The following is a 14,971-nucleotide window of genomic DNA, read 5'->3' as shown; positions in this document are numbered from 1 at the left end:
ACGGCGACCAGCCGTAGGACAGGTCCAGGACCAGGTACTGCGGCGCGGCCGCCGCGCCGCCCAGCCAGTACAGGTCGGTGCGGGCGGCGAGGCGCGACATGGCGGTGATGTTGGACTCCACCACCGCCCCGTCCGGTACCAGCTCCAACGCCCGCGAGATCGCGTCGCTGCGTGGCGTCGAGGTGTACGTCGAGGGCCGCAACAGCGACGTGGCTGGAAGCGACAGCGTCGCGCACAGCGCCAGCGCGACCGCCGTCACCGCCGGGACCACGGCGCGTTCCGCGTAGCCGCGCAGCCAGCCCGGCGCGTCCTCGCGCTCGTGCAGTCGGCGGATCGCGTCGACCAGGGCCAGGAACAGGACCGGCATCAGGACCGCGTTGTAGTGCCAGCCGGTGCCCCAGTAGTCCGGATCGGAGGAGACGAAGCGCCAGCCGAGCGTCGGCAGCGCCACCAGCAGCAGCGGTGAGCGCAGCGCGAGGAAGCCCGTGATGCCGAGCAGCATGCCGAGTGTGGACAGCTTGACGTCCGCCGGGCTCAGCAGGCCGGCCAGGGCGTGCGTCCAACCGCCGCCGGGGAGCTTGTCCCGGTAGCCGTACGCGCCCGACGTGTTGAAGTGCGGGATCACGCCCCACACCGTCAGCGCCGTCATGCCGAGGCCGAACACCGCCAGCATCACCCCGAGCGCCCGCTCCCGCAGCAGGAACAGCAGCAGCCCGATCGCGGCGACGGTGACGCCCAGGTCCTCCTTGACCAGCGTCAGCGGCAGCGCCCAGAACGCGGCCCGGTGGTATCGCCGCAGCAGCACGTTGCGCAGCACCACCGCCAGGATCGGCACCGCGAAGGCGATCTCGTGGACGTCGAAGTCCACGGCGCGCTGCAGCCCCCAGGAGAGCCCGTAGGCCGCGCCGAGGCAGAGCGCCTTGGCGCGGGAGACGAAGCGTCCGGCCGTCGCGGCCACGACCGTCACGGAACTCGCGAACAGCGCGGACTGGGCGAGCAGCAGCGTCACCGTCGACGGGAGGAGCCACCACAGCGGGGCCAGCAGGGCCATGATCGGGCTGAAGTGGTCGCCCAGGATGTTCGCGTTCGCGCCCTTGATGTGCACGATCGGCGCGTGGAACGCCGCGTACTGCCGGACCTCCTCGACGAAGATCGCGGTGTCCCAGGACATCGAGCCGTCGTGCAGGTACCGGCTCAGTTCGACGATCGAGTAGCCGACGCAGAAGAAGAGGCCGAGCAGCAGGTACGGCCAGGTGGCGCGCTTCGGTACCAGCCGTCGGCGTGGGCGTACGGCCCCGCGCTGGGCGGGGATCCGCGCGGTCGCGCGGTCGGCTGAGGTGGCGTCCTGGCTCACCCGCCGCACGGTACCGGCGCGGCAGGCTTCGCAGAAGGGTCTACTCCTGTGAGTCGAGCCGCTCCTCGGGCGACACGTCCCGCCGACGCCGCGCCCGCACGGTCGACTCCTGCGGCAGGCCGATGTTGATCCACCGCCAGACGATCTCCAGCAGCACCCCGGCCACCACCCCGATCACGGCGCCCGTGACCGGATCGCGCCAGCCCTCCAGCTGCAGCTGGAAGAAGTTCTGCGCCCACGGCACGGTCATCACCAGCACGAAGCCGAGGGCCATCAGGGCCACCAGGACCACCTTCCACAGCGCGAAGGGCCGCGCGATGATCGCCAGCACCCACAGCGCCACGACGAACAGCGTCAGCGTCGCCGTCGAGGTGTCCGCGACCTGGCCCGTCGCGTGGTTCGCGCGCGCCAGCATGTACGCCGTGAACGCCGCCGCGCCCGCGATCACGCCCGCCGGGATCGCGAAGCGCAGCACCCGCCGCACGAACCCGGGCCGCGCCCGTTCGTTGTTCGGCGCGAGCGCCAGGAAGAACGCCGGAATGCCGATGGTCAGCGCGCTCAGCACGGTGGAGTGCCGCGGCAGGAAGGGGTACGGCACCCGGCAGACGATCGTCGCCAGCGCCAGCAGCACCGCGTAGACCGTCTTCACCAGGAACAGATTGGCGACCCGCTCGATGTTGCCGATCACGCGCCGTCCCTCGGCGACGACCAGGGGCAGCGTCGAGAACCGGTTGTCCAGCAGCACGATCTGCGCCACCGCCCGGGTCGCCTCGCTGCCCGAGCCCATCGCCACGCCGATGTCCGCGTCCTTCAGCGCCAGCACGTCGTTGACGCCGTCGCCGGTCATCGCCACGTGGTGGCCGCGCGACTGCAGCGCGCCGACCATGTCCCGCTTCTGCTGCGGCGACACCCGGCCGAAGACCGAGTGGCCCTCGACCGCATCCGCGAGCTCCTCCGGCTCCACGGAGGCCTTCGGCAGCAGCCGCGCGTCCATCGGGTCCTGCGCGCCCGGCAGCCCGAGCGAGCCCGCGACCGCGCCGACCGACAGCGCGTTGTCGCCGGAGATCACCTTGGCGGAGACGTTCTGCCGCTCGAAGTAGCGCAGCGTGTCCGCCGCGTCGGGGCGCACCCGCTGTCGCAGCACCACCAGGGCCCGCGGCACCAAGCCCGCCGCCGGGTCCTGCGCGTCCAGCGGCGTCGGGGTCCGCGCCAGCAGCAGCACCCGCAGCCCCTGCGCGCCGAGCCGGTCCACCTCCGCCAGCGCCGGGCTCTCCGCCGGCAACAGCACGTCCGGCGCGCCCAGCAGCCATGTCCCGACGCCGCCGCCGTCCTCCCGCAGCTCCGCCCCGGACCACTTGCGCGCGGAGGAGAAGGCGGCGGCCTGCTCCACCTCCCAGAGGTCCACCTCACCGGCGCCGACCGGATGCGCGTCGATGATCGCCTGGAGGCTGGCGTTGGGACGCGGGTCCGCCGTGCCGAGCGCGGTGAGCGCCCGCGCGACCTCCTCGCGGCCCGCGCCGTCGAGGGGACGCACCTCCTCGACGTCCATGCCGCCCTCGGTGAGCGTGCCCGTCTTGTCCAGGCACACCGTGTCGACCCGGGCCAGCCCCTCGATCGCGGGCAGCTCCTGCACCAGGCACTGGTTGCGGCCCAGCCGGACCACGCCGATCGCGAAGGCCACCGAGGTCAGCAGCACCAGGCCCTCGGGCACCATCGGCACGATGCCCGCCACCATGCGCCGGATCGCCTCGCGCAGGTCGCTCCCCGAGACGTACAGCTGGCTCAGGATCAGCCCGATCGCCGTCGGGATCAGCAGATAGGTGACGAACCGCAGGATCGTGTCGATGCCGCTGCGCAGCTCCGACTCGACCAGGGTGAACCGGCTCGCCTCCTCGGCCAGCTGCGCGGCGTACGCCTCGCGCCCGACCTTGGTGGTCGCGAACGCCCCGCCGCCGGCCACCACGAAGCTGCCCGAGAGCACCGGGTCGCCCGCCTGCTTGAGCACCGGGTCGGCCTCACCGGTCAGCAGCGACTCGTCGACCTCCAGGCTCTCGGCCTCGGCCACCTGGCCGTCGACGGTGATCTTGTCCCCGGACCCCAGCTCGACCAGGTCGCCCAGCACGATCTCGCTGTTGCTGACCGCGGTGCTCCGCCCGTTGCGCCGCACCCGGGGCTTCGCCTCGCCGATCACGGCCAGGTTGTCGAGTGTCTGCTTGGCCCGCAGCTCCTGCACGATCCCGATGCCGGTGTTGGCGACGATGATGAAGCCGAACAGCCCGTCCTGGATCGGTCCGACCACCAGGATCACCACGAAGAGCGTGCCGATGATCGCGTTGAAGCGGGTGAAGACGTTGGCCCGCACGATCTCGGCGGTCGACCGGCTGGACCGGAGCGGGACGTCGTTCACCTGACCCGCGGCGACACGCTCCGCGACCTCGGCGTCCGTCAGTCCGGTGAGGGTCGGGAGCGTGCTGGTCATACGGCCGACCCTAGGTTGGCTACTGCTCCGGCGCCTGCTGGGCACGCCGTTCCGCGTCGCGCCGCGCGGCGTCGCGGCGGATCGCGTCGCGCCGGGCGCGGCAGTACCAGATGCCGATCAGCCCGAGTCCGAATCCGGCCAGGCAGATCCACTGCCAGTCACCCCGGCCGTGGGCGGCCATGGAGGAGTGGAAGGGCAACAGCACGAGGAAGCCGATCAGCCACACCACCGTGCCGCCGGTCACGATGGCGACGTCGTTCGCCTCCATCGGCGGGGCGGAGGGGAGCTTGGTCGTCTGCTTCATCAGGCCGGGCATCTTCACAGGGCTGAGCGTACCGCGACGCCTCGGAGCGCCCTTTGTTTAGAGGTTTGCACAGTCTACGCGCGCAGATGGCTAAAACTTTTTGTTTATTTGATACTGGACGCGCTCGAACTCCCGCCCGAATCCGGAAGTCCTCTCCATGACCTCGGCCGCCCCTGCCACGACCGCGCCCGCCGATCCCGGACCCCACACGCCCCGCAGCGGGCTGGACCGGTTCTTCAAGATCTCCGAGCGGGGCTCCAGCTTCGGCCGTGAGATCCGCGGCGGCGCCGCAACGTTCTTTGCGATGGCGTACATCATCGTGCTGAACCCGATCATCCTTTCCTCGGCGACGGACAAATTCGGCCACCACCTGAACAGCGGTCAGCTGGTCACCGCCACGGTCATCACCGCCGGGTTCACCACGCTGCTGATGGGCGTCTTCGCCAACGTCCCGATCGCGCTCGCGGCCGGCCTCGGCGTCAACAGCGTCGTGGCGCTGCAGCTCGCGCCGAAGATGACCTGGCCGGACGCGATGGGCATGGTCGTGCTCGCCGGCATCGCGATCATGGTGCTGGTCGCCACGGGCCTGCGCGAGCGCGTCATGGCCGCCGTGCCGCTGAGCCTGCGCAAGGCCATCGCCATCGGCATCGGCCTCTTCATCGCGCTGATCGGCATGGTCGACGGCGGTTTCGTCACCCGCATCCCGGACGCCGCCCACACCACCGTCCCACTCCAGCTCGGCGGCAACGGGCACCTCAACGGCTGGCCGACTCTGGTCTTCATCGTGGGCACGCTGCTCACCCTGATCCTGATGGTCCGCAAGGTCCCGGGCGCGATCCTGATCTCCATCGTGGTCGCCACGGTCTTCGCGATGATCGTCGACAAGGTCGCCAAGATCCCCGCCGAGAGCTGGGGCCTCACCGTCCCCGCCCTCCCGCACAGCGCCGTCGCCACCCCGGACTTCGGCCTGCTCGGCAAGGTCTCGCTCTTCGGCGGCTTCGGTCAGGTCGGCGTGCTGACCGGCATCCTGTTCGTCTTCACCGTCCTGCTGTCCTGCTTCTTCGACGCCATGGGCACCGTTCTCGGTGTCGCCGAGGAGGCCCACCTCCTGGACAAGCAGGGCAACCTGCCGGGCATGAACAAGGTCCTGATGATCGACGGCATCGCGACCCTCACCGGCGGCGCGACCTCCAGCTCCGCGGGCACCTGCTTCGCCGAGTCCACCACCGGCGTCGGCGAGGGCGCCCGCACCGGCCTCGCCTCCGTGGTCACCGGCCTCTTCTTCGTCGCCGCGCTCTTCCTCACCCCCCTGGCCACCATGGTCCCCAGCCAGGCGGCCACCCCGGCCCTCCTCGTCGTCGGTTTCCTGATCATGGCCAGCGGCATCAAGGAGATCGACTGGTCGGACTTCACGATCGCCATCCCGGCATTCCTGACCATGATCATCATGCCGTTCACGTATTCGATCACGAACGGAATCGGGATCGGTTTTATCGTCTTCTGCATCCTGCGGGTGGCGACGGGGCGCTGGCGTGAGGTGCCGGTGGCGCTGTATGCGGTGGCGGGCGTGTTCACGTTCTACTACCTGATGCCGGCGCTGGGGATCGGGCAGTGACTTGCGCCTGAGCACAGTCGAAGGGCCCGCCTCCAGTCTGATCCTGGGAGGCGGGCCCTTGCCGTGCGGCGTTGGGCGGCGGGGCCGGCGCGGCTGCTGCCCAGGGCGGTCCGTTCACCGAGGTACAGGAGCCCGGTAAGCCGCGACCGGCCCTGTTCGCGCCTGGCCCTTGGCGCCCTGGTCTGGTGGCGGCCGATCCGCATCCTCCTGACGAGCCAGTGGGAAATCCGGCTCTTTGGGAAGACGGCAATCTAACCTGTCTGCGTGCGCAGCTGGATCGATCAGGGCATCGAGATCACTGAGGGACCCTCGCTGTCGGTCGTCGAGCAGCTCGTCGAGGCGGGCCAGCCGTTCTGGCTCGACATCGAGAACCCGACCGATGAAGTCATCGACCGGCTCGCCGCCCGCCTGGCACTGCATCCGCTGGCTGTGGAGGACTCCAAACAGTTCGGTCAGCAGGGGAAGCTGCAGATCTACGGCAACGTGGCCATGATCGCCAGTTTTGGGCTCGACGAGGAGCGGCGCCAGCCGGTCGAGGTGCACTGCTACTACACGCCCGGGTTCCTCATCACGTTGCACCGGGCCCCGAGCCCTGCCCTTGATGCCCTGCGCCGGGAAGCCTCCGTGCGGCCACTGCTGGAAGCCCAGCCCATCCGGGCGCTGCACCGCCTGCTGAGCGCGCTGCACGCCCCGTTTCCTGCGTTCGTCCTGGGGTTGGACGAACGGTTGGACGCGCTGGAGCAGCGGATGCTCCGTGAGGCTGACGACGACGACTTGACCGAGCTCACCGCCATCCGGCATCAGGCCGCGTCGATGCGCCATATCCTGCGGCCGGGCCGAGAGCTGGCGGCACGGATGCCACTGGTGATGTCCCTGCCTGGTGCCACCCCGGACACTCAGCTGTACGTGGAGGACTTCAGCGACGAGCTGCAGCGGGTCGTGGCTGACCTCACCGCGATCGAGGAGCGGTGCATCACGCTGCTGGGCCTGCAGGCGTCGCTGGCGGGCAATCACCTCGCAGTGGTGAGCCGTCGGCTTGCCGCTGTGGCCACCATCTTCCTGCCCATCTCGTTTCTGGCCGGATTCTGGGGTGAGAACTTCAACGTCCTCACGGGCACCTTCGAAAAGGGCTGGGCTGCCTTCCTGATCCTCAGCGTGGGACTGAACGTGGCCTGTGTCCTGGTCACTGTCTTCGTCCTCAGGCGCCGTAGGTGGACTTGATGACCGCCACGGTCCTGGGGAGCTGCCATGAGACCACGATTAGCTCTGCGTAGTGCTCCGACCTCAGGGCATCCCCCAAGCGGAGGGCCGAGCGGACTCGCCGGCCTTCGAATGTGCTGTTGGCGGAGGCCGACGTAACGCTCAGGGGCCCTCCCGAGGCGGTGCCGCGCGGCATGTCCGAGGGGGCGTCCTCTGCGTTCCGGGGTGACCATGGCTTCATGACTGCCTTGAGCCGCCACGAGGGCCGGGTGACCGCCGAGCCGAGGAGTGGCCTGTGACCGAGCAGGTGCTGGCGAGCTGGAACGAGGGCCCGGCCAAGCGGTCGATCCTGGACTACGTCCACAAGGCGACGACACCAGGGCCGGCGTTCGTCGAGCCGGCCGAGCGGATCGCCACGTTCGACAACGACGGCACGCTCTGGGTCGAGCAGCCGATGCCACCGCAGTTCGACTTCGTGTTCCGGGCCTGGGAGGCGGAGGTGAAGGCCGACCCCTCGCTCGCGGCGCGGCAGCCGTACAAGGCGCTCGTGGAGCAGGACCAGGGGTTCTTCGAAGGCTTGGCGACACAGGAGCCCGAGGCGGTGGCGACCCTGCTTGAGGCGTTCGCCCGGTCGTGGGCGGGCACGACGCCCGAGGAGTTCGACGCGCGGGTTCGCGAGTGGACCAGGACGGTGCGCGACCCCCGGTTCGGCGTCCCGTACGTGGAGCTGGTCTACCGGCCGATGCTGGAGCTGTTCGACCTGCTGCGGGCGAACGGGTTCCGGGTATTCGTGTGCTCGGGCGGTGGCCGCGACTTCATGCGCGTGTTCTCGGAGGACACCTGGGGGATCTTGAAGGAGAACGTCATCGGCTCGGCGGCCGCCTACAGCTATACCGACGGCAGGATCGTCCGCTCCCGCGACCTTCTCGGCGGTCTGGATTTGGGGTCGGGTAAGCCCGAGCACATCTTCGCGCACACGGGTCGGCTGCCCGCCTTCGCGGGCGGCAACGCCGACGTCGACATCGAGATGCTCCGAAGCGCCGCGTTCGCGCTGCTGGTCCGCCACGACGACGACCAGCGCGAGTACGCCTACACCAAGGGCGCCGAGGCATCGCTGACCGTCGCCGAGCAGCTTGGCTGGACCGTGGTGAGCATGAAGAACGACTGGACGGCCCTGTTCTGACGACGAGGAGGACGCGATGGACGACCTAACCGCCGTCGACGTGCTCGTCAACCCGGACGAGACGACCGTGCGGCACGCCCGCGCCTGGAACGCCCGGATGCGCGAGAGCGTCCCGGGTGGCTTCGCCCTGGATGCCTCCCACCAACCGCACATCACCACCCTCCAGCGCTACGTCCGGACGGCCGACCTGGACGACGCGTACGACGCCGTCCATCGGACCCTGGCCGCGCCCGACACCGGCGCCCTTTCCTACCGGGCCGTCGCGATCAGGCACGCCGACTGGGGTGTGCCCGGCCAGGGCCTCGCGGGCATCCTCCTCGAGCCCGGCCCGCAGGTCCTCGACTTCCAGGCTGCGCTGCTGGCGGCGATCTCCCCGTTCACCGAGCCCGGCGGCACGGCCGCCGCCTTCGTCACCGACCCCGGCGAGGACATCAGCCAGAGCACCCTCGACTGGGTCAACGGCTACGTCCCCGCCCAGATCGGGCCCGGCCGGTACCAGGCCCACATCACCGTCGGCTTCGCCACCCTCGACGACCTCAGGACCATCGAGTCCGAGCCATTCGACGCCTTCACCGTCCGCCCGGCCGCCGTCGCCGTCTACCAACTCGGAAACAGCGGAGCCGCCCGCAAGCTCCTCCGGACCTGGCCCACCCGTAACTGACCGGGCCCGGGCGAGGCCGGCCCGCCGGACTACGTCCACGAAGGCGTGATCACCAGCGTTCACGACGAGTTCGAGATCGTTTACTTCGGTGTCACCGACGCCGACGGGTGCGAGCGCGAGTTCGCGACCGAGCGCGAGGATGCTGCTCTGATTCGGCTCGGACTGTATGTGGTCGGCCGACGTTGGGTCAGTCACCGCCTTCCATGCGGGCCTGACATCATTCGGGCTTACGAGACCTGGGTTGAGCTCGCCGCCGAACCCGGGACGGTTGGGTAGAGGCGGTTGATACGCCTTCACGTACTCGATCACGAACGGAATCGGGATCGGTTTTACGTCTTCTGCATCCTGCGGGTGACGACGGGGCGCTGGCGTGAGGCGCCGGTGGCGCTGTACGCAGTGGCGGGCGTGTTCACGTTCCACTACCTGATGCCGGCGCTGGGGATCGGGCAGTGACCTGCGCCTGAGTGCACCGAAGGGCCCGCCTGCCAGCGCTGAACCTGGCAGGCGGGCCCCTTTGCTGTTCCGCCCCGGGCCGACATGTTCAGGGTGAGGCGCCGATCGGTACGGCCATGGCTGCGGCCTCGGTGGCGTCGGTGGGCACGGCGGCCTCGGGGCGGCGCAGGTCGAGCACGATGAGGACGAGCGCGGCGGCGCCCAGGTAGATGAGCAGGTTGGTGAGCGCCTCGCTGGTTCCGTGGCCGTCGAAGTAGATCGAGTGGTGCAGCAGGATGTAGGCGTTGCGGGGCGGGAGGTAGGGACCGAGGTCACGCCAGAACGTGGGGAGGTAGGGCACTCCGCTGGCGCCGCCGGAGGAGGGGTTGCCGAGCAGGATGACCACGATGACGGTGACCAGGGTGCCGATGGGCCCCAGTAGTTTCTGCAGGACCGCCGCGACGAACGCGACCACGGTCACGATCAGTGAGCAGATCGGCCAGGTGATCCAGAACCTGCTGCTGGGGAACCCCTGCAGCCAGTAGCAGACGACCAGGTCGATCACCAGGCCGCTGACGACCGCGAACCCGGCGAGCTGGGCGGCGCGCCAGCGTCCTGCAGCTTTGCCGGTGGCGGCCATGAGCAGGGTCGAGCTCATATAGCCGCCGATGAGCAGGGGAACGAGCATGAGGCCCTGGACGAGGCCGAAGGGGTCCTTGGCGGCCAGGGGGAGCGGAGCGTACTGCTGCACCGTCAGCGTCTGACCGGTGGCCCTGGCTGCGGCTTCGAACCGCACCGCGAGGTCGAGCGGTGCCAGGTCGCTCATGGACGGCACCACGATCAGCGTGTTCGTCCCGCCCGACGAGACCAGCGCGCCGAAGATCCGGGCCTGGTCGATGGCGGTCTTCACGGCGGACTCGCTCGGGTACTGAGTGACCTTCAGCGAGATGGCCTTCTCGGCTTCCGCCAGGATGGGTGAGGTGCCGACCACGCCGATCGGCAGGTTCGACGCCTTGGGCGCGTGCTCGGCGTCCATGTACGTGGTGGCGAAGAGACATTGCATGACGGCACAGATGCCCAGCGCGACGAGCATCCCGATCACGGCCCCTCGACGGCTGGGAGGGTTCGTCGCGGGCCCGGTCGGCGTCTTCGCGTCGGCTTGGGCGCTGCCTGCCCCCACGGCAGTCCTGGCTGGGCGGATGCGGCCGAACCAGGCGATGACGGCTACTCCGGCGAAGGCGTAGAGGAACAGGACGATCATCGGTGTGGTGATGCCGTTCCCGCCGAAGTAGAGCACGCGGTTGATCAGGGTGATCGCACTCTGGGGTGGGAAGATCACACCGATGTTGCGCCAGTAGACCGGCAGCAGGTACGTGCCCAATCCTCCGGCGGGCGGACCGCCGACGACGATGAACAGCACCGCCACCAGCAGGGTGCCCACTTTGCCCACCAGCGCCTGCAGCGCCGCAGCGGCCAGCGCCACCGCTGAGGTGACCAGCCAGAAGCAGGGCAGCAGCGGCCAGAAGTGGCTGCTGGAGTAGGCGCCGATCCCCAGCCCGGCGATCAGGTCGGTCAGCACCGCGGCGACGAGCGCGTATCCGGCGAGGATCGCTGCGCGCCACGGTGCCGCGGCGACGCCGTGGGCCGCCTTGAAGACCAGCACGGCGGCGAGATAGCCGCCGATGAGCAGCGGCAGCAGCAGCAACGACGTCACCGCTGCGACGGGGTCGCTGGCCGGCAGTGGCTTGACCGTCTGGACGGTGACCGGCCGGTTCAGCTTGTGCGCCGCGTCGAGAAACGCCGGCTCCAGCTCCGTCTGGGCGAAGAAGCTCTTCGGCGGGACCACGATCAGTGTGTCGGTGGAGCCGCCGCTGATGTAGGCGCCGTAGAGCTCGCCCCGATCGGCCGCGTTCGTCACCGCCGACGCGTTCGGATACTCGCTCAGTGTGAGCCCCGTTCTGGACGCCACCGCGGCGACCACGGGTGACGGCGGTCCGGCCACGCCGAAGGGCATGTTCCGCGGCACCAGCAGCTGCTGGGCGCTGACCAGGCACAGCGCGAACAGTGCCTGCGCGACGAGCACCACCCCGAGCGAGATGACGATCTTCACTGCGATGCGTCGCCCGCCCCCAGCCGAAGCGGCATGAGCCGTTCGACTCGCCATCGCCGTCCTCCCAACACAGATCCGCGGCGGCACTGGAGCCGTGGCGGCGTCGCGGAGTCCGACTGAGTCGCCATCAGTCCCGTGTCCTTCCGTGTGCAATCACCACACGGGCTCGACAGGGCGGCAACTCGGGAGATGCCATCAGGTGACGGGCCGGGTCAGCACGCAAGCGAAGGCTCCGACCTGGGGAGGGGCCGGTGATTGTTCCACGCGCTCCAGCCGGGTTCGAGCCGTCCGCCGTCCGCCGCCGTTTCCGGCCTGCGCGGACACCGTGGGGCGCATGGGCTCGGGATACACTGCGCGCCTTGATCACTTCGTTCCTGGGGGGAACATGAAGTTCACGCGTTGCCTCGCGGCAGCTCTGGCCATCGCAAGCGCCACGGTGGTCACTGTCACGGGGGCGACGACGAGTCACGCCGCAGCCCCACAGCCGGCAGCCGCGGGCGCCTTCGACTGCCTGAACGGGGCGCTCGCTGTCTCCACCCCCAACCCGACCGAGGCGTTGACGACCCGCCGTGTCGGCGGACCGCCGCTGGACGAGTACGTGACCATTCGCAACACCGAAACGAAGGTGCTCCCGACGGCAGGCTTCACCTTCGAGTTCGGCAACATGGACAAGAACCGTGGTCCTGTGCCGACCGTGTGGTGGCGCGTCGCGGGCAAGGGCTCTTGGCACAAGATGGCGTTCCACTGGAATGCGAAGACGCAAGGCAACCTTCCGCTCTGGGACTCCGCCCGTCTCCCGCTGGGCACCATCGGCGCCCACGGGTCCACCACGGTGGAGGTCTCCGTCTACTTCCCCCGGGGCTCCGTCAAGGACGGCTACTCGAACTTCTGGGAGGTCGGAAGCGCCGTCTGCGGCACGACCGATCTGGGCTGGTTCATGGGTCGCGAGTTCCAGCTCTGGCCGTGGAGTGGCCTGCCCGGGTCGCCGGTGTACTGACGCACCGATGAAGCCGCTTCGCGGCCTCGGCCACCAACGGAACAGGGATGGGTCTCAGCGTCTTCTGCGTCCTCTGCGTGGCGGACGGCACGGCACGGCAGGGCGGCAGATTCGTCACAGACGGACCGGCTGTCGACCACGACACGTGCGCCGAACTGGGGGGATGCAACGCGTCTAACGATCAGGTCACGAGGACTGGGCTGTTACCCCAGCAATTCGGACAAGGATCTGCGGGGACGGCGCAGCGTCGGCGTAGTGTCCGTACGTTCGCTCAGGAGCTCGGGGAGGGTTTCTGACTGTCACTCATTCTCTGGGGGATGACGTTCCGGTGATTCGACGCTCCTTGCCGGCTGTGGCCACGACGACCCTGCTGGCCGCGGCTCTGGCGATGCCGGCCGCCGTCGCGTACGCCGACCCGGCCCAGGCTCCGGCCGGCGCCACCCCCGCACCGTGGTGCTCGGGCCTGGCGGACGATGGCACCAGCGTGTTCTTCACCGACCTGCAGATGTCGTCTCCGCTCCTGACCTTCGGTCACGAGTCCCTGACGGTCACCGGAAAGATGCTCGTCCAGCAGCCTGACGGAACCCTGGCCCCCTACAGCGGCCCGTACACGCCGACCGTGGGACTCGCGGACCCGGGTGTGGGCTCCTCCTCGCGCAGTGTCGCCGCGGACGGCAGCTTCACGATCGGGTCGGTGCAGGTCCCCGTGTCGGCGGGCAAGCGGCCGGTCCAGCTGATGGCCGGTATCGGTCGCCACTTCTTCTGCGGGCCGTCCACGGAGGTCGACCCGGTGACCGAGCCGACCCGGATCGTTCTCGACTCGGCGAGCTCGGCGCACGTGCCGGCCTGGGGGACCGCGACTGTCAGCGGAATCCTGGAGTACCAGGAGCAGGACGGCACCTGGCACCCCGCTCCTGGGCAGACGATCGCGCTCGACGAAGGGTCGCAGGGGCTGCAGGGCGGCGTTACGGGAGGCGACGGCAGGTTCTCCTTCACTCAGAACGTGGGGAACGCTCCGGCCCACTGGACCGTCGATGCACGCAACCACACCGGGGGATGGGACGACTACCTCACGGGCACGTCCGCCGGTTTCGATGTCACCTCGATCAATCAGCAGCTTGCCCTCCACCTGACCGGGGCAGCGGTCGACGCCCACTCGCGGCTCTCCGTGTCCGTGAGCGTGGACAGCAGCGACCCCGCCGGCTCCGGTGGCGTTCTCTACCTGCAGCAGTCCGGCGACGGTAAGACCGGTTGGACCACGGTGGACCGGATTCCGGCGAGCCCGTTCCCTCGGAACCTGAGGGTCACTCTGCCGGTCAACAATCCGCACGGGTACTGGCGGCTGTACTCGCCGGCGGCTGGTGGGTTCCCGGAGGCGTGGAGCAACACCGTCCACACCACAGTCTCGGCGACCAGAATGACGGGTGGAACGCCGAACCACACCACCGTCCAGCGGAACGGCTGGATCACCTTCGGCGGGCACGTCTACCAGCAGGGCACCGCGGGTTCGTGGAAGCCACTTGCCCACAGCTACGTGACGCTGCTCTTCCGTCCTGAGGGCCAGAAGTCCTGGCAGTCGCAGGGCCGGGCGAAGACTGACGCCAGCGGCGCCTACACGATCAGCGCCAGGGCGGCCACCAGTGGTACCTGGCTCGTCGTCTGGTACACGCCGGACGGTGCACACGTCGACACGCAGGGCCCGCAGACCCACGTCACCGCCTGACAGCTCTTTGAACCGCGTCCGCTGTCCCCTGATGCCGGCGCTGTGGGTCGGGCAGTGAGCCGGGCAGGCTGGGCAACGGCGGGCGGGCATACCCTGGCATGGTGGCAACGGTGCAGGTGAGCGGGCTGAGGGTCGCCTACGATCGCGCTGGTGCGGGGCCGCCCGTGGTGTTCCTGCACGGTGCGGCGGACGACGCCCGCCTCTGGCGGCCGCAACTCGACGCGCTGGCCGACGCGTTCACCGTCGTGGCCTGGGACGAGCCGGGAGCGGGCCGCTCCTCCGACGTACCGGAGTGCTTCGGGCTCGCGGACTACGCCCGTTGTCTGGCCGCGGTCGTGGAGTCGCTGCGGCTCGGCCCGGCGCACATCGCGGGTCTCTCCTGGGGCGGCACGGTGGCCCTGGAGTTCTACCGCCGTCACGCGCACCTGGTGAGGACGCTGATCCTCGTCGACACGTACGCGGGCTGGAAGGGCTCTCTGCCGGCGGGGGAAGTGCGGGCCCGGGTCGAGGGCGCGCGCCGGATGCTGTCCGCGCCGCGCGGTGAGTTCGCCCCGGCCCTGCCCGGACTGTTCGCCGGCGAGCCGCCCGCTGACTGCCTACCGCTGTTGGAGGCGATGGCGGCCTGCGTGCGCCCGGAGACCCTGCGGACACAGCTGCGCCTCATGGCCGGGACGGACCAGCGGGATCTCCTGCCCACCGTCTCCGTGCCCACCCTCCTGCTCTGGGGAGAGCAGGACGTGCGCTCGCCACTGACCGTCGCGCGACAGTTCCAGGAAGCGATCCCGGCTGCCGAGCTCGTCGTGATCCCGGGCGCGGGGCACGTGAGCAACCTGGAACGGCCCGAGGAGTTCAACCGGGCCGTGCGCGGCTTCTGCCAGGCCCACTCCTGAACCGCGGTGGCCGAGCAGGGCCG

At 69.7% G+C, this 14,971-nt stretch carries 12 protein-coding genes and 1 pseudogene; 9 read left to right on the top strand and 4 right to left on the bottom strand.

What is annotated here, in order from left to right:
• The 3 genes from TR49_RS35430 to TR49_RS35420 all read right to left on the bottom strand — a co-directional run.
• On the bottom strand, positions 1-1,354 hold a 1,354-nt coding region (locus TR49_RS35430; RefSeq protein ID WP_152627624.1), incomplete at its 3' end, for a DUF2079 domain-containing protein.
• A gap of 40 nt (positions 1,355-1,394) precedes the next feature.
• Positions 1,395-3,833, bottom strand: coding sequence for a cation-translocating P-type ATPase (locus TR49_RS35425; RefSeq protein ID WP_084725762.1), 2,439 nt, complete (start codon positions 3,831-3,833; stop codon positions 1,395-1,397).
• Positions 3,834-3,852: 19 nt separating this feature from the next.
• Positions 3,853-4,149, bottom strand: a complete 297-nt coding sequence (locus TR49_RS35420; protein WP_236653674.1) for a DUF2530 domain-containing protein — start codon at positions 4,147-4,149, stop codon at positions 3,853-3,855.
• 145 nt (positions 4,150-4,294) lie between these two features.
• On the opposite strand from TR49_RS35420, the gene TR49_RS35415 reads away from it, so the two are divergent.
• The 6 genes and pseudogenes from TR49_RS35415 to TR49_RS46090 all read left to right on the top strand — a co-directional run.
• Complete coding sequence (locus tag TR49_RS35415; RefSeq protein WP_042389606.1) at positions 4,295-5,752, top strand: NCS2 family permease; 1,458 nt, start codon at positions 4,295-4,297, stop codon at positions 5,750-5,752.
• A gap of 264 nt (positions 5,753-6,016) precedes the next feature.
• Positions 6,017-6,973 carry a magnesium transporter CorA family protein gene (locus TR49_RS35410; protein WP_042389604.1) on the top strand — a complete coding sequence of 319 codons (957 nt, stop codon included), beginning with the start codon at positions 6,017-6,019 and terminating at the stop codon, positions 6,971-6,973.
• A gap of 274 nt (positions 6,974-7,247) precedes the next feature.
• The gene (locus TR49_RS35405) at positions 7,248-8,135 is read left to right on the top strand and encodes an HAD family hydrolase (protein WP_042389602.1); all 888 of its coding nucleotides are present in this window, start codon (positions 7,248-7,250) and stop codon (positions 8,133-8,135) included.
• 16 nt (positions 8,136-8,151) lie between these two features.
• Positions 8,152-8,796, top strand: coding sequence for a hypothetical protein (locus tag TR49_RS35400; protein ID WP_042389601.1), 645 nt, complete (start codon positions 8,152-8,154; stop codon positions 8,794-8,796).
• Positions 8,797-8,841: 45 nt separating this feature from the next.
• The gene (locus tag TR49_RS35395; protein ID WP_042389599.1) at positions 8,842-9,072 is read left to right on the top strand and encodes a hypothetical protein; all 231 of its coding nucleotides are present in this window, start codon (positions 8,842-8,844) and stop codon (positions 9,070-9,072) included.
• Positions 9,073-9,088: 16 nt separating this feature from the next.
• Positions 9,089-9,249, top strand: a pseudogene (locus TR49_RS46090) (NCS2 family permease); the annotation flags it as partial.
• An 88-nt stretch (positions 9,250-9,337) separates the two neighbouring features.
• On the opposite strand, the gene TR49_RS35390 reads toward TR49_RS46090, so the two are convergent.
• Complete coding sequence (locus TR49_RS35390; RefSeq protein WP_042389597.1) at positions 9,338-11,338, bottom strand: hypothetical protein; 2,001 nt, start codon at positions 11,336-11,338, stop codon at positions 9,338-9,340.
• A gap of 385 nt (positions 11,339-11,723) precedes the next feature.
• On the opposite strand from TR49_RS35390, the gene TR49_RS35385 reads away from it, so the two are divergent.
• The 3 genes from TR49_RS35385 (at position 11,724) to TR49_RS35375 (ending at position 14,948) form a co-directional block, all read left to right on the top strand.
• Positions 11,724-12,335: a hypothetical protein gene (locus TR49_RS35385; RefSeq protein WP_042389596.1), complete on the top strand. Its 612-nt coding sequence runs from the start codon at positions 11,724-11,726 to the stop codon at positions 12,333-12,335.
• Between the two features lie 352 nt (positions 12,336-12,687).
• Positions 12,688-14,058: a hypothetical protein gene (locus tag TR49_RS35380; protein WP_042389594.1), complete on the top strand. Its 1,371-nt coding sequence runs from the start codon at positions 12,688-12,690 to the stop codon at positions 14,056-14,058.
• 98 nt (positions 14,059-14,156) lie between these two features.
• Positions 14,157-14,948, top strand: a complete 792-nt coding sequence (locus TR49_RS35375; RefSeq protein ID WP_042389592.1) for an alpha/beta fold hydrolase — start codon at positions 14,157-14,159, stop codon at positions 14,946-14,948.
• Positions 14,949-14,971 lie beyond the last annotated feature (23 nt).

Source organism: Streptacidiphilus melanogenes, assembly GCF_000787835.1.
Taxonomy (GTDB): domain Bacteria; phylum Actinomycetota; class Actinomycetes; order Streptomycetales; family Streptomycetaceae; genus Streptacidiphilus; species Streptacidiphilus melanogenes.
This window is presented reverse-complemented; position numbering and strand designations above follow the sequence as displayed.